Origin of the sequence: Seohaeicola saemankumensis (assembly GCF_042678485.1) — a bacterium.
GTDB lineage: Bacteria > Pseudomonadota > Alphaproteobacteria > Rhodobacterales > Rhodobacteraceae > Seohaeicola > Seohaeicola saemankumensis.
The window spans coordinates 18,532-39,247 of record NZ_JBHTKR010000006.1 but is presented as its reverse complement, the minus strand read 5'-3'; the positions used below and the strand labels follow the sequence as shown (position 1 = coordinate 39,247).

Genomic DNA, 20,716 nt, shown 5'->3' with positions numbered 1-20,716 from the left:
CGGCGCCTCCCGAGGGATTGCGCGCGGCCGGGCTTTGCCGCATCCTTGGGGCGCAACGGTTTGCACCGGCGGACCCCGTGCGTTATGGCCGTTTGACCGGGGCAGGCGCAGGCACGCGCCCCTCATCAAGGATGGCCATGACGCTGCATACAAACCCGCAGAAAATCATCATCGACACGGATCCGGGACAGGATGATGCCGTGGCGATCCTGCTGGCGCTGGCCAGCCCGGAAGAGATCGAGGTTCTGGGGATCACCGCCGTCGCGGGAAACGTGCCGCTGGCCCTGACACAGCGCAATGCGCGGATGATCTGCGAACTGGCGGGACGGCCAGACATGCGCGTCTTTGCAGGCTGCGACCGCCCGCTGGGGCGCGATCTGGTGACGGCGGAACATGTGCATGGCAAAAGCGGTCTGGACGGTCCGGTTCTGCCCGAGCCGCAGATGCCCTTGCAGGATCAGCATGCGGTCGATTTCATTGTCCAGACGCTGCGCGCCGAACCGTCGGGCAGCGTCACGCTGTGCCCTCTGGGGCCGCTGACGAATATCGCCATGGCGATGGAGAAGGCCCCCGACATCATCCCGCGCATCCGTCAGATCGTGCTGATGGGCGGCGCCTATTTCCAGGTGGGCAACATCACGCCTGCGGCCGAGTTCAACATTTATGTGGACCCGCAGGCCGCCCGCATCGTGTTCCGCTCGGGCGCGCCGCTGGTGGTCATGCCGCTGGACGTGACGCACAAGGCGCTTGTCACCGCCGAACGCAACGACCGTTTTCGCGCGCTTGGCACGCGCGTGGGGGTCGCCGTGGCCCAGATGACCGAGTTCTTCGAGCGTTTCGACAAGGAAAAATACGGCTCTCTCGGCGCGCCGCTGCATGACCCTTGCGTGACCGCATGGCTGATCCGCCCCGATCTGTTCAGCGGGCGGCATATCAATGTCGAGATCGAAACCGCATCGGAGCTGACCATGGGCATGACCGTGGCAGACTGGTGGCGGGTGACGAAACGCGCACCCAACGCCCTGTTCATGGGCGATGTGGATGCGGACGGGTTCTTTGACCTGCTGACAGAAAGGCTGGCCCGGTTATGAGCCTGTTGCACCTTGCCGACACCGAAGACCGGGACCGCGTGCTGCCGCTGATCGCGGCGTTTCACGCCGAGATGGGATATGACACGGATGCCGCGCATCACACCCGCGCCATCACCCCCCTGCTGGAAGGTTCGCCCCATGGCGCCGTCTGGCTGATCGGGCCGCGCCGCGCGCCGGTCGGCTATGTCGTGATCTCTTTCGGCTGGTCGGTGGAATATGGCGGGCTGGACGGGATCGTGGACGAGATCTTCGTGCGCCCCGCCGTGCGCGGGCGCGGCATGGGCTTTGAAGCCCTGAACGGTATTGCAAAGGCGCTGGCATCAGGCGGCGTGCGCGCGCTGCACCTTGAAGTGGCCCGCGATGACGCGCGCACGCAGGCATTCTATGCCCGCGCGCGCTTTGCCCCGCGCGATCATACGATGTTCATGTCGCGGGTGCTGTAACCCCGTGCGCCCTGCCCTATATGGTGTCTCATGACCCTGCATATTCCCTTCGACAACAGCTATGCCAGCCTGCCACCGCGCTTTTACACGCGGCAGGTCGCCCAACCCGTGCGCGCGCCGCGCCTTTTGGCCTTCAACGCGGCCCTTGCGGCGGATCTGGGCATCACCCCTGGTGATCCTGCGGACATGGCTGCGGTCTTCGGGGGCAACGCGCTGCCCGAAGGGGCGGCGCCGCTGGCGCAGGTCTATGCCGGGCACCAGTTCGGCGGCTTCTCGCCCCAGCTGGGCGACGGGCGCGCGCTGCTGCTGGGCGAGGTTGTGGACCGCGCAGGCCACCGCCGGGACATCCAGCTCAAGGGATCGGGTCAGACGCCTTACAGCCGGATGGGCGACGGGCGCGCCTGGTTGGGTCCGGTCCTGCGCGAATACCTGCTGTCCGAGGCGATGCATGCCCTGGGCGTGCCCACGACCCGCGCGCTGGCCGCCGTTCTGACGGGCGAAAGCGTCTACCGCGAAACCGCCCTGCCCGGCGCGGTGCTGACCCGCGTGGCCGCCAGCCATATCCGCGTCGGCACCTTCCAGTATTTCGCCGCGCGCCGCGACATGGAAGGCTTGCAGGCGCTTTACGACCATACCCGCGCGCGACACGACCCGCAGGCGGACAGCCCCGCCCGGATGCTGGAAGGCGTGATTGCCGCGCAGGCGCGGCTGGTCGCGAAATGGCTGTCGATCGGCTTCATCCACGGGGTGATGAACACCGACAATACAAGCCTGTCAGGGGAAACCATCGACTATGGCCCGGCGGCCTATATGGATACCTACCATCCGATGACGGTCTACAGCTCGATCGACGCGCATGGGCGCTATGCCTATGACAACCAGGCGCGGGTGATCGTGTGGAACATGGCGCAGCTTGCCACCGCGCTGGTGCCCCTGATGCCTGATACCGATGCGGCCATCAGCCAGTTCACCGATGCCATCAACGCCATGCCCGCCCTGATCGAGACCGCCCGTCTTGCCGCCTTCCGCCCCAAGCTGGGGCTGACCGGCGACGATCCGGCCGATGCCGCGCTGATCGACGATCTGCTGGCGCTGATGCAGGACGGACAGGCCGATTTCACCAATACCTTCCGGGCGCTGGCGCAGGGACGCGCGCGCGATCAGTTCACGGATCGTGCGGCCTATGACGCCTGGGATGCCCGCTGGCGGGAACGGTTGCAGGATGAAGACGGGGCCGAGGCGCGGATGCTGGCCGCCAATCCCGCCTATATCCCGCGCAACCACCGGGTCGAAGAGATGATCCAGACCGCCGTGGCCGGCGACATGGCCCCGTTCGAGCGGCTGCTTGCCGTGCTGTCCGATCCCTTCACCGATCAGCCGGGGCAAGAGGATCTGACCCATCCGCCGCTGGGGCATGAGATCGTCGCGCAGACCTTTTGCGGGACGTGACGCGCCTCAGGCCGGCACCCTTGGCCTGCGGTTGATCAGGACGATCCCCACGGCAACCAGGACAAGGCCAGCCAGCACGGCGGGTCCGATCTCTTCGCCCAGGATCAACCAGCCAAAGCCCACCGCCAGGACCGGCGTCAGGAACGAGAAACTGGCAACGCCCGACGCGGGGTACATCTTCATCAGGAAAAACCAGAACAGAAAGCCGAAACTGGCCACGGCCACGATCTGATAGGCCAGCCCCAACAGATGGATGATCTGCGGATCGCGCAGCAGCGGGCCGAACAAGGGGGCCGCGATCATCAGCAGGATGGCGCTGACGGACAGTTGCCAGAACAGCTGCATCTCGGGGACGGCGCGCTGGATCGCGGTCATCCGCACCACCAGCGCAATCCCTGTCCAGCCGAAGGCCGCCCCCAGCGCTGCCAGATCCCCCATCAGCGAGGCCTGCCCGCTGCTGCGCTGTGCCAGCACCAGCGCGACACCTCCCATGGCCAGCACTAGGCCCAGGATGCGCCGCCGCGTCAGCCGTTCGCCGGGCAGCAGGAAATGCGCCGATACCGTCAGGATCACGGGCATCGAATAAAGCAGGATCGAGGCGCGGGCGACCGTGGTATGATCCAGCGCCCAGAAAAGGCACAGGAATTCCGCCGCGAACAGCGCGCCAAGCGCCAGGCCCGGCCCCAGCGTGTCACGGCTGAATTCCAGACGTATCCCGCGCAGCCGCATCCAGATCAGCAGCACGGCCAGCGCCCCGATCGAGCGCAGCCCCGCCATGAAAACGGGTTGAAATCCGCCGTTGCCCAGCTTGATCACCACCTGGTTGAAGGCCATGGCCGTGGCAAAGCCCGTCAACGCCAGCGCCCCGATGGCGTCTATCCTGTCCTTGCGATCCATGCCGCGGAGTGGACGCCAAACCGCAGGTATCGTCAAGAGCGTCCCGGACGGATCAACGCCTCTTGCGATGGCGGTTGAAAAGGCGCGGATTGCGCTGCACGAAATCGTCGATCAGGCCCATCAGTCCGCCCTTGGCGCGCCCCTTGAGGTAAGCATAGCCCGCGCCTGCGCCGATCAGCGCGCCGATGAAATCCATGATCAGATCGGCCATCGTATCCATCAGGCCGGATTTCTGCATGTTCAGGCCGAATATCTGGTCCATCCCGAACTCGAAGATCTCCCATAGCCCACCGATGGCAAGGGCGAAGCAGAAGGCGAAAAAGGCAACCGCAAGGGGCGGGGCTGCGTAGCGATCCCCCTGGAACATCATGAAGACCAGCACGAATCCGATCAGGCCGAAGCCGATCGCGCTGCCGGCATGCATCACCATGTCCCACCACCAGAAGCGGTTGTAGAAGTCAAAGACCTCGCCCAGAAACAGCGTGCCGCCGACAAAGACCACGATGGCCGCGATGAAAGAGGGCGGCACCACGACATCGGCCCAGCGGGCGGCGTAAAGCGGCACCAGCGACAGGCCCAGCGTGGCCAGCGCCACGAAGGCCAGCGGCCAGTTACCCTGCATCACCGCATCCAGCGCAAAAAGCGCCAGCAGGACCCAGATGATCCGGGCCAGCCATGTCTGATCGGCAAACACCTGGTGACGCTCCCGTTTGCGGCGGCTATATCCCTAGCATGTCCGCATCCCGTCTCAAAATTGCAAGTTACAACCTGCAGAAATGCGTGGGCCTTGATCTGCGCCGCCGCCCCGATCGCAGCCTGAAGGTGATCGAGGGGCTGGGCGCGGATGTCGTTGTGCTGCAAGAGGCGGACAAGCGCCTGCCGCCGCGCCCTGCCGCCCTGCCCCATGGCATGATCGAGGATGACGGCTGGCGGATCGTGCCCGTGGGCACCGGCGGGCATCGCCCCGGCGGATCGCTGGGCTGGCACGGCAATGCCATGCTGATCCGGCCGCATGTGCAGGTGCTGGCCACGGCGCATCTGGACCTGCCGGGGCTTGAACCGCGCGGCGCGATCCGCGTCGATCTGGACACCGGGATCGGCCCGCTGCGTGTGATCGGCCTGCATCTGGGCCTGATCCGGCGCTACCGGATCCTTCAGGTGGCCGCGATCATGCGCTGCCTGCGCGAATTGCGCCACATGCCCACCGTGATGGCGGGGGATTTCAACGAATGGGGATCGGTCATGGCCCTGGACACGATGGCGCAGGGCCTGCGCTTTCTGCCGGGGCTGCCCAGCTTTCCGGCCGCCCGACCCGTGGCGCGGCTGGATCGCTTCGCCCTGTCGGACGAGCTTGAGGCGCTGGATCAGGGGGCTTATCTGGGCAAACCGGCGCGGGTCGCATCGGACCATCTGCCGGTCTGGGCAGAGATCGCGCACAGGGTCTGACCTGCGTCTGACCTGCCGCCACACCGTGCCAGCCGCGCAAAACAATGAAAAAGGCACCCCGAAGGGTGCCTTTTGTCTTGATCAGGCCGCCTGGCTGGCCGAGGGGCCGCGCTTGCCGCCACCCGAACGCCGTCTCTGGCGTGGCTGGGTCGTGCCGGGCTTGCCACCGCCTTCTGCGCCACGCGCACCGCCACCACGGGGGCCACCGCCACGCGGGCCACCGCGGCCGCGACCGCCGCCCGATTTCGGGGCGTCCGGCGCATCCAGCGCCTCCCACGGGCGGCCCGAGGCCACGGGGATCGAGATCTTCATGACCTTCTGGATGTCGCGCAGTTCGCTCATCTCGTCGGGTGCACAGAATGCGATCGCCGCCCCGTCCTTGCCGGCACGCGCAGTCCGGCCGATCCGGTGCACGTAGTTCTCGGGCACATTGGGCAGTTCGTAGTTGTAGACATGCTTGACGTCCGGGATATCCAGACCGCGCGCGGCCACATCCGTCGCCACCAGCACACGGATCTTGCCGGAACGGAACGCCTCGAGTGCGCGATCACGCTGGCCCTGGCTTTTGTTGCCATGGATCGAACCGGCTGCATAACCGGCCTTTTCCAGCGTCTTCATCAGCTTTTCGCAACCATGCTTGGTGCGGCCGAAGACCAGCGCCAGCTCATCGCGGTGCTTGTCCAGCAGTTCGATCAGCAGGGCGGTCTTTTCCGCCTTGGCGATGAAATGCACGGCCTGCGTCACCTTGTCGGCCACCTTGCCGGCCGGGCTGACCTCGACCCGCATCGGGTTGTTCAGATAGGCCGCGGCGATTTCCGACATCTGCTTGTTCATCGTGGCCGAGAACAGCATGGTCTGGCGTTGCGCGGGCAGCAGGCCCGCGATGCGGCGCAGCGCGTGGATGAAACCCAGGTCCAGCATCTGGTCAGCCTCATCCAGCACCAGGAAGCGGGTCGCGTCCAGACGCACGGCGCGCCGGTCCAGCAGATCCAGCAGACGCCCGGGTGTCGCCACCAGGATATCCGTGCCACGCAGCAGGCGCCCGGCCTGGGCCGAGATCGACTGACCGCCCACCACCAGGTTCACCTTCATCGGCGTGCCCTTGACCAGGGCCGCCAGCGTATCGGCGATCTGCTTGGCCAGTTCGCGCGTCGGCGCCAGGATCAGCCCGTGCACATGCTTTTCCATCGGGCGCTTGGGATCCGCCATCAGCTGCGCCAGAAGCGGCAGGCCGAAGGCCGCGGTCTTGCCGGTGCCGGTCTGCGCCAGCCCCATCACATCCTTGCCGTCCAGCGCATGGGGGATCGCCCGGCTCTGGATCGGGGTAGGTTCGGTGATGCCGGTTTCCTTGAGGCGCTTCACCAGGCTGGCCGGCAGGCCCATCATTTCAAATTCGTTCAACGTCATGTCCTTTTACGCCATGCGGACGCATCCGGCATGACGATATGTGTCACGTCCCCCTGCGGGAACGCTCGTGGTTTCACGCCGGGCCTGACCATCGAACGACATGTCCGATCAGCCGCCGCAGCGCTGATCCCCACGCGTGATCTTGGGAAAATCGGCCAAGGTCCTGTTCCGCCCTTCGCGCCAGGGCCCGGGGGCCGACGCAGGGGTCTTGCTTGTCTGCTCACGCGGCAGAGGTCCTTGCTTGAGTGGTCATATGCGCGTCCGCCACCCAGAAGTCAACCCGCCATGCCAAAACAGGGTGGAACTGCGACGCAGGTGCCGCTAAACCCGCATCCACGGAACACGGACTTCACCCGACGGGGCAAGCGCATGGCTGATACGATCATTTCCCGCTGCGAGGCCAAGGGTCTTCGCATGACAGAACAGCGCCGCACCATTGCCACCGTGCTGGAGGGATCCGATGATCACCCCGATGTCGAGGAGCTATATGCCCGCGCATCCGCCATCGACCCGCGCATCTCCATCGCCACGATCTATCGCACGGTCAAACTGTTCGAAGAGGCGGGGATTCTGGACAAGCTGGAATTCGGCGACGGGCGGGCGCGCTACGAAGATGGCGCGCGCGAGCATCACGACCACCTGATCGACATGCAGACCGGCGAAGTGATCGAATTCTGCGACCCCGAGATCGAGGCGCTGCAGGAAAAGATCGCGCGCCGGCTTGGCTATGCGCTGAAAGGCCACAAGCTGGAACTTTACGGCGTGCCCCTCAAGGCGCGTGGCGAAAAGACCTGACGGCGCTGCAAAGCTGGGCTAGGTCTGGGGCATGACACGCGATGCGCCCCTCTTTCATGGCCTTGACGCCCCTGTGCTGACAGGTGCCGCGCGACCGGGCCTGTGCACCGATTGCGGCGTCTCGCGGATGGGCGACGGGCGCGCCTGCGGGCGGGCCTGCCAGTTCATCAAGCCCGACTACCCCGGCCTGGAACAGGCCGCGCACGGGCGGCAGGCCAACCCCGCACAGGGGGAAGAGGCGTTTTTCGGCCCCTATACCCAGATGATGCGCGCGCGTCTTGCGCCGCCTGCCCCCGGCGCGCAATGGACCGGCATCACAACCGCGCTTGCCGCGGCGCTGCTGCGCGACGGGACGGTTGACGCGGTGCTGACCATGGCCCCCGATCCCGCCGATCGCTGGAAACCCCTGCCCGTCATCGTGACCGACCCCGATGCGCTGGCGCAATGCCGCGGCATGCGGATGGGCTATGCCCCGCTGCTGGCGCTGCTGGAACCCGCCCGCGCCGTCGGGCACCGCCGCATCGCGCTGATCGGCATTCCCTGCCAGGTCTATGCCCTGCGCGCGCTGGAGGCGGAACTTGGCTTCGACCGGATCTACGTGATCGGCACGCCCTGCTCTGACAACACGACGACCGAGAATTTCCATCGCTTCCTGTCCCTGCTGGACCCGGCGCCCGAGACCATCAGCTATCTGGAATTCCGCGCCGATTACCGGGTCGAGCTGCGTTTCGACGACGGGCGCAAGGCGCGCATGATCCCGTTCCTGCAACTGCCCATCTCGCAGCTTCCTGCCGATTTCTTTCCGATGACCTGCAAGACCTGCGTCGATTACACCAACCGGCTGGCCGATATCACCGTGGGCTACATGGGCGGTGACGGCGATCAATGGATCCTCAGTCGCAATGCGCGCGGCGACGAGATGCTGGCGCGGCTGAAGGGGCAGTTGCAGACCGCGCCCCTGACGGACAAGGGCAAGCGCGCGGGTGCCGTGCGCGGATTTCTGGCCAATACCGAACGCGCCGCGGGCGGTCTGCCGCTGCGCCGCATGCCCGACTGGCTGCGTCCGCTGGTGTCCTTCCTGCAACCGCGCACCGGACCACGGGGGCTGGAATTCGCCCGCACGCGGGTCGAGATGAAGGCGATCGAGACGGTGCTGCACCTGCGCCGGGCCTATCCCGCGCGCCTCAAGAACATGGTGCCCGCCCATGTCTGGCGCCTGGTTGCCCCCTACGGGCTGACAGCCACCACAGCCGAGATGCCGCCCTGCGCGCCGAACGGCGACAGCGCCCCCCTTGCGCCCGTGCCGCGTCAGGACTAATCCGGACCCGACCCCGGTGACGCACCCCGCGTCACGCCCCCCGACAAAGGCCCGACCGGATGGAAAACCTGCGTGGTTCGCTTCTGATGACCGCGGCCATGCTGGGCTTTGCGATCGAGGACATGTTCATCAAGCTGCTGGCGGCGACGGTGCCGCTGGGGATGGTGCTGATCCTGCTGGGCGCGGGTGGCGCGGTGGTCTTTGCCGCGCTGGCGCTGCTGCGCGGCGACGCACTGTTTTCGCGCGACCTGATGGCGCGGTCGGTCCTGATCCGCAATTCGGGCGAGTTGATCGGCACTGTCGGCTTCATCACCGCGATTGCGCTGACGCCGCTCTCCTCGGCCTCGGCGATCCTGCAGGCCACGCCGCTGGTGGTAACGCTGGGGGCCGCGCTGTTTCTGGGCGAACAGGTGGGCTGGCGCCGCTGGAGCGCGATCCTGGTCGGTTTCGCCGGGGTGATCCTGATCATCCGACCGGGGTTTGACGCGTTCGAGCCTGCCTCGCTTTTCGCGGTCATGGGCGTGATTGGCCTGGCGCTGCGCGATCTTGCAACGCGCACCGTGCCGCGCTCCATCTCGTCGATGCAGCTGTCGACCTATGCCTTCCTGACGCTTGTGCCTGCGGGCATGGGCATGCTGGCCTTCACCGGCGATGCGCCGCGCCTGCTGGACGGGCTGGAATGGCTGCTGATCGCGGCGGCGCTGGCCTTTGGCGTGCTGTCCTATTACGCCATCGTGGCGGCGATGCGGATGGGCGATGTGGCGGTGATCACGCCCTTCCGCTATTCCCGCCTTGTTTTCGCGCTGTGTTTCGGCGTGCTCTTTTTCGGCGAGCGGCCGGACATGGCGACGCTGGCGGGTTCCGCGCTGATCGTCGCCTCGGGCATCTACACCTTCTGGCGAGAGGCGCGGTTGCGCCGCATCGCGGCACGTGCGGCCAAAGGTTAGCGCAAACCCCGGAAAATACAGAAAAGGTTAGCGCAAACCTGCCCCGCGCCCCCTTTCCCTTGGGCCATGCGCCCTCTAAAAGCGCGCGCAACGCAGTTCACATCCCGAAGGGACGCCACCATGAGCACGATCATCGACATCCACGCCCGCGAAATCCTGGACAGCCGGGGCAATCCCACGGTCGAGGTGGACGTCATCCTGGAAGATGGCACCATGGGCCGCGCGGCGGTGCCCTCGGGTGCCTCGACCGGCGCGCATGAGGCGGTGGAGCGGCGCGACGGCGACAAGGCGCGTTATCTCGGCAAGGGTGTGCTTGAGGCCTGCGCCGCCGTGAATGGCGAGATTGCCGAAACCCTGCTGGGCATGGATGCCACCGAACAGGTCGCCATCGACCTCAGCATGATCGAACTGGACGGCACGCCCAACAAGGCGCGTCTGGGGGCGAATGCGATCCTGGGCGTTTCGCTGGCCGTGGCCAAGGCGGCCGCCGATTTCACCACGCAGCCGCTTTACCGCTATATCGGCGGCACCTCGGCGCGCGTCCTGCCCGTGCCGATGATGAACATCATCAACGGGGGCGAACATGCAGACAACCCGATCGACATCCAGGAATTCATGATCATGCCGGTCGCCGCCGCCTCGATCCGTGACGCGGTACGCATGGGCGCCGAGGTGTTCCATACCCTAAAAAAGGAACTTTCGGCTGCGGGTCTGGCCACCGGCGTGGGCGACGAGGGCGGCTTTGCCCCCAACCTGTCGGGCACGCGCGAGGCGCTGGATTTCATCCTCAAGGCCATCGAAAAGGCGGGCTATCGTCCGGGCGACGACATCTGCCTGGCGCTGGATTGCGCCGCCACCGAATATTTCCGCGATGGCAACTATGTCCTGTCGGGCGAGGGCAAGACCCTGTCCAGCGACCAGAATGTCGACTACCTGGCGGCACTTTGCGCCGATTACCCGATCATCTCGATCGAAGATGGCTGCGCCGAGGATGACTGGGATGGCTGGCGCGCGCTGACCGACCGGCTGGGCGCCAAGGTCCAGCTTGTGGGCGACGACCTCTTCGTGACCAACCCCGCGCGTCTGGCCATGGGGATCGAGCGCGGCTGCGCGAATTCCATGCTGGTCAAGGTCAACCAGATCGGCACGCTGACCGAAACCCTGCGCGCCGTGGACATGGCGCATCGCGCCCGCATGACCAACGTGATGTCGCACCGTTCCGGCGAGACCGAGGATGCCACCATCGCCGATCTGGCCGTCGCCACAAATTGCGGACAGATCAAGACCGGATCGCTGGCGCGCTCGGATCGGTTGGCAAAATACAACCAGCTCATCCGCATCGAGGAATCGCTGGCCGACACGGCTATCTATGCAGGCCGCTCGATCCTGCGCTGATCGCACCGGATTGACATGGAAAACGGGCGGTCCCCTGGCGGGCCGCCCTTCTTTTTTGCCGGTTTCTTCTTGCTTCAAATATCCTCGCCGAAGGCGTGCCGACCCTGCCGCCGGGCTGACCGTTCGAAAAAATAGCGCCTGCGCTGAAACTATCGCCTCTCCCCGCCCGTGACTGTGACATGCCCGCTTCGACAGGGGCACCACATGAAAAGGGAGATCACGATGAAACAGACCTTCAAGGCCCTCGTTCTGGCCGCAAGCCTGACCGCCGCATCCACCGCCATGGCCGCCAATCCGCAGGTCGGCGGCGCGGATATGTTCGACACCCGCAACATCGTCGAAAACGCCGTGAATTCGGCAGATCACACCACGCTGGTTGCCGCCGTACAGGCCGCGGGCCTGGTCGAGACATTGCAGGGCCCCGGCCCCTTCACGGTCTTCGCCCCTGTGAATGCCGCCTTCGACGCCCTGCCCGCCGGTACGGTCGAGACGCTGCTGAAGCCCGAAAACCTCGGGATGCTGCAAAAGGTGCTGACCGCGCATGTGGTGGCGGGCAGCATGTCCACCGCGCAGATCGCGGCCCGCGCCCGTGCCAGCGCCGACGGGTTCTACCACTTCAACACCGTCTCGGGCGATGCGCTTTCGGCGCAGGTCAAGGGGCGCAACCTCTATGTCTATGACGAAAGCGGCAATGCCGCGCGCGTCACGATTTCGGATGTGGTGCAGTCCAATGGCGTCATCCATGTGGTGAACGCGGTGCTTGTGCCCAAGTGATCCGAAGGTTTGACCGCCTGTCCGGCTCTTCCAGCGGCGGGCGGTCATCGGCGGGGTCGGGTGTCTGTGGCAGCAGATCCCCGCCCCGGTTCCAGAGGGAGGCGAGATGCGACAGACCTCGACTGACAACGATCATCCGGATCCTGCCCGCGCCAAGCCCGCGCAGGCCAAAGGACCGCGCGGCCTGCAACGCGGCGAGGTTCTGAGCCTTGCCCTGCTGGCGCTTCTGATGGCCGCTGGCTGGGTGCTGGCACTGCATGGCTGAGCGCGGCCAACCCCTTGCGCCAGAAACCCCAAGCCAGTCCCCTTGCGCCAGACCGCTGGAGGGCTGTCCGTCAGCGCTCCCTCAGCGCCCCGTCAGCGCCCCTCAGCGCCCCGTCAGAAACCCGATCAGACCACGGGTCGATCCGTCCTTGGCCGCCGCATCAGCCCCCTCCAGCAGGGGTTGCAGCGCCGTGGCCAGTTCCTTGCCCAGTTCCACCCCCCATTGATCGAAGCTGTTGACCCCCAGGATCACGCCTTCGACAAAGACGCGGTGTTCGTAAAGCGCCACGATCTGGCCCAGGCGGCGCGGGGTCAGCCGGTCATAGGCCAACGTGACCGAAGGCCGGTTGCCCGGAAAGACCCGGTGGCGCGCCTGGGCGTCCAGTTCGGTTCCCGACAGCCCTTTCGCGGCCATCATGGCGCGCGCCGTATCCAGCGAACGGCCCCGCATCAAGGCCTCGGACTGGGCCAGGCAATTCGCGATCAGCAGGCGGTGCTGATGGGCAAGCTCCGGCTCATGCCCCTGCGCTGCGATCAGGAATTCGCAAGGGATCACGTCGGTGCCCTGGTGGATCAACTGGTAGAAGGCGTGTTGCCCGTTGGTGCCCGGCTCGCCCCAGACCACCGGCCCCGACGGCCGCGCAAGGTCACTGCCGTCCATCGCCACCCGCTTGCCGTTGCTTTCCATCTCAAGCTGCTGGAGATAGGCAGGCAGCCGCGACAGGCGTTGATCATAGGGCAGCACCGCGCGGCTGGCATGGCCCAAAACCTGCCTGTGCCAGACCCCCGTCAGGGCCAGAAGGACAGGCAGGTTTTCCGCCAGCGGTGCCTGCTGGAAATGCGCGTCCATCGCCGCCGCCCCTGCCAGCATCTGATGGAACCGTTCGGGCCCGATCGCCAGCATCAGCGACAGACCGATCGGCCCCCACATGGAATAGCGCCCCCCGACCCAGTCTTCGAACCCGAAGACGCGATCGGCCGCGATTCCGAAGGCAGCGGCCTTGTCACCGGCCGAGGACAGGGCCACGAATTGCGCGCCCGGATCGGCAACGCTGGCCGCCATCCAGTCGCGGGCGGTCGCGGCATTGGTCATCGTCTCGATGGTGGTGAAGGTTTTTGACGCCACGATCACCAGGGTACGCGCCGGGTCCAGCCGCTCCAGCGTATCGGCGATATGCGCCCCGTCCACGTTCGACACGAAATGGCAGCGCGGCCCGTCATGGTAAGGTGCCAGCGCCAGAACCGCCATGGCCGGCCCCAGATCAGAGCCGCCGATCCCGATATTGACCACATCGGTGATCGCCCCGCCCTGCCCCTTGATGCGGCCTGACCGCAGGTCCGTGGCGAAACTGCCCATCCGGGCAAGCGTCCGGCGCACCTGCGGCATGACATCCTGCCCGTCAACCATGATCACCTCGTCGCCCTGTGCGCGCAACGCCGTGTGCAGAACCGCCCGGCCTTCGGTTTCGTTGATCTTTTCGCCTGCGAACATCGCCGCGCGCCGGGCTTGCAGATCCGCGGCCTGCGCCAGATCCAGCAGCGCCTGACGGGTCACATGGTCAATGGCGGTCTTGGAATAGTCGAACAGCATCCCGTCGAAACCGGCCGAAAACCCGGAGGCGCGGTCAGGATCGTCGAACAGCGACAGGATCGGGCGCGCTGTCGCGGCCCCTTTCAACTGGTCAAGGCGTGTCCAGCACGCGTCAATCGTCATCGTCATCTTCTTGTCACTCTGCCCAATGAACTTCGGCCTCGTCCAGGATCGCCGCCACCGGGGCCTCTTGCGGTGGCAGTCGGGTCGCGCGGTCCAGCGCGGCGCGCTTTTCGGCGCCGGTGATGACCAGGTGCAGGTTCAGCGCATCGCGCAGCACCCGCGCACTCAGGCTGACGCGGGTGCAGTCCAGCCCCTGCGCCCGCATGCTGACCAGAATCGGCGCAGCGGGGTCCAGCGCCAGCCGCAGGTTGTCGCCGCGTGGAAACAGGCTGGCGGTATGCATGTCCACCCCCATCCCCAGCAGCGCGACCGAGATCGGCAGATGCGGCAGGATCATCGCCTCGACCTCGGACAGCACGTCTTCGGGATCGTCACCACCCGCATAGAACGGCAGGAATGTCGCCGCTGCCGCCCGCCCGGTCAGCAACCGCCGCCGCACCAGCGCGGTATTGGAGCGCGGATCGTCCTCGGGCACCCAGCGTTCATCGCTGAGCATGACGTTGACGCGGCTCCAGTCCAGATCGGCATCGCAGAGCGCATCGAAGATGGGCCCCGGCGTGGTGCCGCCGGGCACCACCAGCGTGGCACGATCCTCATGCATCAGCGTGGCGGTCAGCTTGCCGGCCAGCACATTGGCAAGGTTGATCGCCAGCATCTCGGCATCGGGGTATTCGTTCAGGGTCATGTGCGTATCTCCCTCCAGCGGCGGCCGTCGCGGTGCATCAGGGCCAGGGCCTCTTCGGGGCCGGCACTGCCGGAATCGTAGAGCACCGGATCGGTTCCTGCCGCTTCCCAGTCGGCGATGATCGGATCGGTCCAGGCCCAGGCGGCCTCGACCTCGTCGCCGCGCATGAACAGGGTCTGGTTGCCCCGGATCACATCCATGATCAGCCGCTCATAGGCGTCTGGCACATCCTCGGCATCGGGTCCCAGCGCTTCGGTAAAGGTCATGTCCAGCGGCACATCGACAAGGCGCATCCCGCCCGGTCCCGGTTCCTTGATGGTTACGTCCAGGTCGATCCCCTCGTTGGGCTGCAACCGGATGGTCAGGATGTTGCGGTGACGCCCCGCTTCGGCCCCGAAGATCGAATGGGGCGCTTCCTTGAACACCACCGCGATTTCCGAGGTGCGCGCGCGCAGCCGCTTTCCGGTACGCAGGTAGAAGGGCGTGCCCGCCCATCGCCAGTTGCTGATATGCGCCTTGAGCGCCACGAAACTTTCCGTGGTCGATGCCGGATTGCCCACATGTTCAAGATAGCCCGGCTTGTCGCCATCGGCACGGTACTGGCCGCGCACGATCTGGGCCGGGGCGACCGGATCCAGCGCCCGGATCACCTTGAGCTTTTCGTCCCGCACCGCCGAAGGGTCGAACTTGGCGGGGGGTTCCATCGCGATCAGGCACAAAAGCTGCATCAGGTGGTTCTGCACCATGTCGCGCATGGCGCCCGCACGGTCATAGTAATCGCCGCGCCCGCCCACGCCCACGGTTTCGGCCACGGTGATCTGGATGTGATCGACATACTGGCTGTTCCACAAGGGTTCGAACAGCATGTTGCCGAAGCGGATCGCCATCAGGTTCTGGACGGTTTCCTTGCCCAGATAGTGATCAATCCGGTAGATCTGGCTTTCGTCGAAATGCTGGGCCAGGGTGCGGTTGAGGGCGCGCGCGGTGTCCAGATCGCGGCCGAAAGGCTTTTCCACGACGATCCGCGCACCCTCATCCGCCAGCCCGTGACGGTGCAGGCGTTCGGCCAGCGGCCCGAACAGGCCCGGTCCGACCGAAAAGTAATAGGCCTTAATGCGGTCGCGCGACATCAAACCCGCCAGCCGATCCCAGCCTTCATCGCCCATCGCGTCCAGCGTCACGTAATGCAGATCGGCCAGAAAGGCCGCGCGTTGGTCGGCTGTGTGGCCATGGGCCGTGTCGAATTCATCCAGCGCCTGGGCCACGAAATCGCGGTAATCGGCATCAGACATGTCCGCGCGCGCGGCACCGATCAGGCGCGTGCCGGGTTGCATCTGTCCGGCACAATACCGCCGAAAAAGGGCCGGAAGTATCTTGCGCCGCGCCAGATCGCCGGTGCCGCCGAAGATGACCAGATCGAAAGGATCGACCGGAATGACCCGAGATGCCATCAGAACAGCCCTTGTGTTTCAACAGGTTGCACAGTGACCGCCAGCGCCTGCGGCCTGTGCCTATCGGGCCGGACTCTATCACGACTGGTCTGGGGCACAATGGCCGCAAACGCGCGCCGACAAAATATGTTAGCGCTAACGCTTTCCGCTCAGGATGCCGCCCCCGACGGCGGCGCGGACGCCCGTGGTCGCGGGGCAGGATGTTGGCAGGCCGCGCGCAACCCTTACGGCAAGAAAGGCGAAGGCCTGCGCCTCGAGCATGTCACCATCCAGCCCCACCGCCTCGACCGGATCGACGGGGCAATCAAGCCCCGCGCGCAGCATCTGCATCATCACCGGATTGTGCCGCCCGCCCCCGGTGACCAGCAGCCGCGCGGGCGGTATGGGGCAATGTTCCATCCCGCGCATCACGGCGGCGGCAGCCATGGCGGTCATGGTGGCGGCGGCATCGGCGTTATCCAGTTCGCGCACCAGTTCCAGCATGTCGGCGAAAGCGTCGCGATCCAGCGATTTGGGCGGCATTTTCAGAAAATACGGCTCGTCCAGGAACAGCTCCAGCGCGCCATCCACGACCTTGCCGCGCGCGGCAAGCTGGCCGCCCTTGTCATAGGCCAGGCCAAGACGCGCATGGACCAGATCATTGATCGGCGCATTGGCGGGGCCGGTATCGAAGGCCAGCAGCGCGCCTTCATCCTCGGGGCGGGCGTGGCTTGGGTCGATCCAGGTCAGGTTGCCCACGCCGCCAAGGTTCAGGAAGGCCAGGGGGTCGCTGGCCCCGATCCATTTGGCGCAGGCGAAATGGAAGAACGGCGCCAGCGGCGCGCCCTGCCCGCCCAGACGCACATCGGCGGATCGGAAATCCCACACCACCGGCAGGCCCAGCCGTTCCGACAGCGCCGCGCCATCGCCCAGCTGATGCGTGCCGCGCATCTCGGGATCATGGGCGAGTGTCTGGCCGTGAAAGCCCACCAGGTCCACGTCAGCAAAGCCTGACAGAACCTCGTGATGGGCCGCCTCGACCAGGGCCTGCGCCTCCTCCAGCCCGTCATCGCCAGGCCATTTGCCCAAGACGCCGCGCAGTACGGCCTGTTCGTCAGCGGAATAGGCGCGATAGGCCACGGGACCGAAGGCCGCGATCACCTCGCCATCGGTCTCGACCACGGCGGCATCCACCCCGTCAAGCGAGGTGCCGGACATGGCCCCCAGCGCGCGGATCACCCTTGCTTCTCGCATCCCTTGCCCCCTGCCCAGACTGGCCGTTTCAGCCTTCAATAGCGGTTTGCATATACCGCCCTGGTCATTATACATGCCGCGCAAACCACCGAGGGACAAGAGAGATGACCTACCGCCCGAAATCGGAATTCCTGCGCATCATCACCGCGCGCGGTTTTCTGTCCGATTGCACCGACCTGCAAGGGCTGGACGATGCGCTGATCGCGGGGGTGGTTCCGGCCTATATCGGTTATGACGCAACGGCGAAATCGCTGCATGTGGGGCATCTTCTGAACATCATGCTGCTGCGCTGGCTGCAAAAGACCGGCCACAAGCCTGTCACGCTGATGGGCGGCGGCACCACCAAGGTGGGCGATCCCAGCTTCCGCTCGGACGAGCGCCCGATGCTGAGCCCGGCCCAGATCGACGAGAATATCGCCGGCATGGGCCAGGTGTTCGGCCGCTACCTGGATTACGGCGACAGCGCCACCGGGGCGATCATGCTGAACAATGCCGAATGGCTGGACAACCTGAACTACCTTGAATTCCTGCGCGACATCGGGCGGCATTTCTCGATCAACCGGATGCTGAGCTTTGACAGCGTCAAGTCGCGGCTGAACGACCCGGACAAGTCTCTGTCGTTTCTCGAATTCAACTACATGATCCTGCAAGCCTATGATTTCATGGAGCTTAATCGCCGCTACGGCGTGCGGTTGCAGATGGGCGGGTCGGACCAGTGGGGCAATATCGTCAACGGGATCGACCTGACGCGCCGGGTGATCGACGCGCAGGTCTTCGGCCTGACCACGCCGCTGCTGACCACCTCGGACGGGCGCAAGATGGGCAAGTCGGCGGGGGGTGCCATCTGGCTGAACGCCGATATGCTGTCGCCCTACAATTTCTGGCAGTTCTGGCGCAACACGACCGATGCCGATACCGGACGCTTCCTGAAGCTGTATACCGATCTGCCGGTCGAGGAATGCGACCGCCTGGGCGCGCTGCAGGGGTCCGAGATCAACGCGGCCAAGATCATCCTGGCCAATGAGGTGACAACCCTGCTGCACGGGGCCGAGGCGGCAGCGGCTGCGGAAGCCACCGCGCGCGAGGTCTTCGAGAAGGGCGGCGTGGGCGAGGATCTGCCCACGCTGGACCTGACGGCGGCCGAGGTGGGTGACGGCATTTCCATCGTGCAGCTGATCGTGCGCAGCGGTCTGGCCGCCTCGGGCAAGGAGGCCAAGCGCCTGATCGCCGAAGGCGGCGCACGCCTGAACGATGCCGAGGTCACCGATGCGGGCCTGCTGCTGGATCTGGCAAGCCTTGACGGCACGGTCAAGCTGAGTGCGGGCAAGAAGCGCCACGCCCTGGTGCGTATCGCGGGCTGAGACCTGTCAAAGGGGGGCTGTCTGCCCCCCTTCGTCCCTGCGGGACACCCCCCGAGGATATTTGATGCAAGAAGAACGGCGCCGGCGTCAGAGGCGCGTGGCCAGCGCATCGGTCAGCAGCCTGTGCAGCACATCGCGCGGCACATCGCTGGTGATGAAGGCCTGGCCGATTTCGCGGGCCAGGATGAAGGTCAGCTTGCCGTCCGAGACTTTCTTGTCTTGCCCCATCAGGGCGATCAGCCCATCGGCATCCGGCAATGCGCCCGGAATATCAGACAGATCGACCTTCATGCCCATGTCGCGCAGATGCGCGCGCAGGCGGCTTGGATCCTCTTGCGCGCATAGACCCAGGCGGGCGGAAAGTTCGAAAGCCAGGGCGCAGCCGATCGCCACGCCTTCGCCATGCAGCAGCCGGTCGGAATAGCCGGTCGCGGCTTCGAGCGCATGGCAGAACGTATGCCCGAGGTTCAGAAGCGCGCGTTCACCTTCCTCGGTTTCGTCGCGGGCCACGATGGCGGCCTTCATCTGGACCGAGCGGGTGACGGCGCTGATCCGGGCCTCCATGTCGCCGGCAGCGGCGCGGGCGGCGTTGGCTTCGAGCCATTCGAAGAACTGGTGATCCCCCAGCAGACCGTATTTCACGACCTCGCCATAGCCGGCCAGGAAATCGCGTTCGGTGAGCGTGCCCAGCACCGCCGTATCGGCCAGCACCAGGCTGGGCTGGTGGAAAGCGCCGACAAGGTTCTTGCCATGGGGCGAGTTGATGCCGGTCTTGCCGCCGACCGAGCTGTCGACCTGGGCCAGCAGGCTGGTGGGCAGTTGCACGAAACGCACGCCGCGCCGCAGGATCGCAGCGGCAAAGCCCGCCAGATCGCCGATCACCCCGCCGCCGAAGGCCAGGACCACATCCTTGCGTTCGATCTTCTGCTCCAGCAGCCATTCGACGCATCGTGTCAGCTGCGCCCAGCTTTTGGTGGCTTCGCCCGGCGGCAGGATCAACGCCTCCATCGCGATGCCCTCGGCGGCAAGCCCGGTCCGCAGGCTGTCCAGATGCAGGGCGGCCACGTTTTCATCGGTGATCACCGCCACGCGCGGGCGGCGCAACAGCGGCGCGATCAGCGCCCCCGACCGTGACAACAGGTCAGGACCGATATGGATGTCATAGGCGCGATCCCCCAGGGGCACATGGACGGTTTCGCTTGGCAGTTCGGGCATTACGCGGCCTCCAGGACATCGGGGCGGGTCAGCAGCGCCTGCACCACCTGATCCGCAGTCTGATCAATCGTGTAGCGCGGCTTTACCTTCACCCGCAGATCGGCCAGCGCATAGACAGGTACGCGCGCCTCGAAAAGATCGCGCAGCGTGCCCAGGGGATCGGGGGTCCGCAGCAGCGGGCGGCTGTCCTTGTGGCGCACGCGCTGCCACAGCAGCGGCAGGTCCGCATCCAGCCAGACCGCCACCCCGCGCCCAGAGATCGCATCCCGGTTGCGTTCCGACATCCAGGCCCCGCCCCCGGTGGACAGGATGCCGTGATTGCCATCCAGCAGACGTTCGATGACCTGGCTTTCCTTCAGCCGAAAGAAGGTTTCGCCATCGCGTGCGAAAATCTCGGGGATGCTGCGGGCGGCGGCCTTTTCGATCTCGGCATCCGAATCAAGGAAAGGAACGTGCAACCGCGCGGCGAGGGCCTTGCCCACGGCGGTCTTTCCCGCCCCCATCATGCCCACAAGGACTACGGTCTTCTTCAGTTTCCAGCCCATCACATGCCTGTTTCGGCCAAGTTGTGCCGTTTTTTAATGTTTGACGCCTGAATGACGTGATCTTGCGGAAAATGCCAGTTATAACTTGCAATCAACAGGCCCGCGCACAGAGGCTGACAGGCAGGACATCATGAAACGTATTTTGAAATATCTGTTTTATCTCATTGCCCTTGGAGCAATCGGTGTTGTCATTTACGCCTATGTCGGACCCCATCTTGGCGAAGATTTCTCGCGCCCCCAGCAGGAGATCCGGTCCACGGTCACGCTTGATGCCGATTGACCGGAC

21 protein-coding genes are annotated in these 20,716 nt (G+C 65.6%); 12 read left to right on the top strand and 9 right to left on the bottom strand.

Features of this window, described 5'->3' with window-relative positions; translation table 11 throughout:
* Window positions 1–137 precede the first annotated feature (137 nt).
* From ACFQ3C_RS14945 to ACFQ3C_RS14935, 3 genes are read left to right on the top strand one after another with little or no spacing between them, the layout of a single operon-like run.
* Entirely contained in the window at window positions 138–1,091 is a 954-nt protein-coding gene (locus ACFQ3C_RS14945) for a nucleoside hydrolase (protein ID WP_380793444.1), read from the top strand.
* Window positions 1,088–1,534, top strand: coding sequence for a GNAT family N-acetyltransferase (locus tag ACFQ3C_RS14940; RefSeq protein ID WP_380793442.1), 447 nt, complete (start codon window positions 1,088–1,090; stop codon window positions 1,532–1,534). Before ACFQ3C_RS14945 ends, ACFQ3C_RS14940 begins: the two co-directional genes overlap by 4 nt.
* A gap of 30 nt (window positions 1,535–1,564) precedes the next feature.
* Entirely contained in the window at window positions 1,565–2,983 is a 1,419-nt protein-coding gene (locus ACFQ3C_RS14935) for a protein adenylyltransferase SelO (RefSeq protein ID WP_380793440.1), read from the top strand.
* A gap of 6 nt (window positions 2,984–2,989) precedes the next feature.
* On the opposite strand, the gene ACFQ3C_RS14930 is transcribed toward ACFQ3C_RS14935, so the two are convergent.
* Together ACFQ3C_RS14930 and ACFQ3C_RS14925 are read right to left on the bottom strand one after the other, a co-directional pair.
* Window positions 2,990–3,880 (bottom strand): DMT family transporter, encoded by an 891-nt coding sequence (locus ACFQ3C_RS14930; RefSeq protein WP_380793438.1) that lies wholly within the window; start codon window positions 3,878–3,880, stop codon window positions 2,990–2,992.
* A gap of 52 nt (window positions 3,881–3,932) precedes the next feature.
* A complete protein-coding gene (locus ACFQ3C_RS14925) occupies window positions 3,933–4,574 on the bottom strand; it encodes a hypothetical protein (protein WP_380793436.1) in 642 nt (213 codons plus the stop codon).
* Here ACFQ3C_RS14925 and ACFQ3C_RS14920 point away from each other — a divergent pair.
* Entirely contained in the window at window positions 4,556–5,326 is a 771-nt protein-coding gene (locus ACFQ3C_RS14920; RefSeq protein ID WP_380793434.1) for an endonuclease/exonuclease/phosphatase family protein, read from the top strand. The two genes, ACFQ3C_RS14925 and ACFQ3C_RS14920, sit on opposite strands and share 19 nt — an antisense overlap.
* 81 nt (window positions 5,327–5,407) lie before the next feature.
* On the opposite strand, the gene ACFQ3C_RS14915 is transcribed toward ACFQ3C_RS14920, so the two are convergent.
* Window positions 5,408–6,727: a DEAD/DEAH box helicase gene (locus ACFQ3C_RS14915; RefSeq protein ID WP_380793432.1), complete on the bottom strand. Its 1,320-nt coding sequence runs from the start codon at window positions 6,725–6,727 to the stop codon at window positions 5,408–5,410.
* A 375-nt stretch (window positions 6,728–7,102) separates the two neighbouring features.
* Between ACFQ3C_RS14915 and ACFQ3C_RS14910 the strand changes: the two genes are divergently transcribed.
* The 6 genes from ACFQ3C_RS14910 to ACFQ3C_RS14885 all read left to right on the top strand — a co-directional run bounded on the left by ACFQ3C_RS14910 (window position 7,103) and on the right by ACFQ3C_RS14885 (window position 12,227).
* Window positions 7,103–7,528 (top strand): Fur family transcriptional regulator, encoded by a 426-nt coding sequence (locus tag ACFQ3C_RS14910; protein WP_380793430.1) that lies wholly within the window; start codon window positions 7,103–7,105, stop codon window positions 7,526–7,528.
* A 31-nt stretch (window positions 7,529–7,559) separates the two neighbouring features.
* Window positions 7,560–8,846 carry a Coenzyme F420 hydrogenase/dehydrogenase, beta subunit C-terminal domain gene (locus ACFQ3C_RS14905; protein WP_380793428.1) on the top strand — a complete coding sequence of 429 codons (1,287 nt, stop codon included), beginning with the start codon at window positions 7,560–7,562 and terminating at the stop codon, window positions 8,844–8,846.
* Window positions 8,847–8,905: 59 nt separating this feature from the next.
* Window positions 8,906–9,793 carry a DMT family transporter gene (locus tag ACFQ3C_RS14900; RefSeq protein ID WP_380793426.1) on the top strand — a complete coding sequence of 296 codons (888 nt, stop codon included), beginning with the start codon at window positions 8,906–8,908 and terminating at the stop codon, window positions 9,791–9,793.
* Window positions 9,794–9,913: 120 nt separating this feature from the next.
* Window positions 9,914–11,188, top strand: coding sequence for a phosphopyruvate hydratase (gene eno, locus ACFQ3C_RS14895; RefSeq protein ID WP_380793424.1), 1,275 nt, complete (start codon window positions 9,914–9,916; stop codon window positions 11,186–11,188).
* Window positions 11,189–11,410: 222 nt separating this feature from the next.
* Window positions 11,411–11,962 carry a fasciclin domain-containing protein gene (locus ACFQ3C_RS14890; RefSeq protein ID WP_380793422.1) on the top strand — a complete coding sequence of 184 codons (552 nt, stop codon included), beginning with the start codon at window positions 11,411–11,413 and terminating at the stop codon, window positions 11,960–11,962.
* Between the two features lie 106 nt (window positions 11,963–12,068).
* A complete protein-coding gene (locus tag ACFQ3C_RS14885; RefSeq protein ID WP_380793420.1) occupies window positions 12,069–12,227 on the top strand; it encodes a hypothetical protein in 159 nt (52 codons plus the stop codon).
* Window positions 12,228–12,329: 102 nt separating this feature from the next.
* Here the strand turns inward: ACFQ3C_RS14885 and pgi are convergent, their stop codons facing one another.
* The 4 genes from pgi to ACFQ3C_RS14865 form a co-directional block, all read right to left on the bottom strand.
* Complete coding sequence (pgi, locus tag ACFQ3C_RS14880; RefSeq protein ID WP_380793418.1) at window positions 12,330–13,940, bottom strand: glucose-6-phosphate isomerase; 1,611 nt, start codon at window positions 13,938–13,940, stop codon at window positions 12,330–12,332.
* Window positions 13,941–13,953: 13 nt separating this feature from the next.
* Window positions 13,954–14,625: a 6-phosphogluconolactonase gene (pgl, locus tag ACFQ3C_RS14875; RefSeq protein ID WP_380793416.1), complete on the bottom strand. Its 672-nt coding sequence runs from the start codon at window positions 14,623–14,625 to the stop codon at window positions 13,954–13,956.
* Window positions 14,622–16,076, bottom strand: a complete 1,455-nt coding sequence (gene zwf / locus ACFQ3C_RS14870) for a glucose-6-phosphate dehydrogenase (RefSeq protein ID WP_380793414.1) — start codon at window positions 16,074–16,076, stop codon at window positions 14,622–14,624. Before zwf ends, pgl begins: the two co-directional genes overlap by 4 nt.
* A gap of 135 nt (window positions 16,077–16,211) precedes the next feature.
* Window positions 16,212–17,309 carry an anhydro-N-acetylmuramic acid kinase gene (locus ACFQ3C_RS14865; RefSeq protein ID WP_380793412.1) on the bottom strand — a complete coding sequence of 366 codons (1,098 nt, stop codon included), beginning with the start codon at window positions 17,307–17,309 and terminating at the stop codon, window positions 16,212–16,214.
* A gap of 104 nt (window positions 17,310–17,413) precedes the next feature.
* On the opposite strand from ACFQ3C_RS14865, the gene tyrS reads away from it, so the two are divergent.
* Window positions 17,414–18,670 carry a tyrosine--tRNA ligase gene (tyrS, locus tag ACFQ3C_RS14860; RefSeq protein WP_380793410.1) on the top strand — a complete coding sequence of 419 codons (1,257 nt, stop codon included), beginning with the start codon at window positions 17,414–17,416 and terminating at the stop codon, window positions 18,668–18,670.
* A gap of 87 nt (window positions 18,671–18,757) precedes the next feature.
* On the opposite strand, the gene aroB is transcribed toward tyrS, so the two are convergent.
* A complete protein-coding gene (aroB, locus tag ACFQ3C_RS14855; RefSeq protein ID WP_380793408.1) occupies window positions 18,758–19,885 on the bottom strand; it encodes a 3-dehydroquinate synthase in 1,128 nt (375 codons plus the stop codon).
* Window positions 19,885–20,430 (bottom strand): shikimate kinase, encoded by a 546-nt coding sequence (locus ACFQ3C_RS14850; protein WP_380793406.1) that lies wholly within the window; start codon window positions 20,428–20,430, stop codon window positions 19,885–19,887. The genes aroB and ACFQ3C_RS14850 overlap by 1 nt, the downstream gene beginning before the upstream one ends.
* Before the next feature lie 130 nt (window positions 20,431–20,560).
* Between ACFQ3C_RS14850 and ACFQ3C_RS14845 the strand changes: the two genes are divergently transcribed.
* Complete coding sequence (locus ACFQ3C_RS14845; protein ID WP_380793404.1) at window positions 20,561–20,710, top strand: hypothetical protein; 150 nt, start codon at window positions 20,561–20,563, stop codon at window positions 20,708–20,710.
* The last annotated feature ends 6 nt before the right edge of the window (window positions 20,711–20,716 follow it).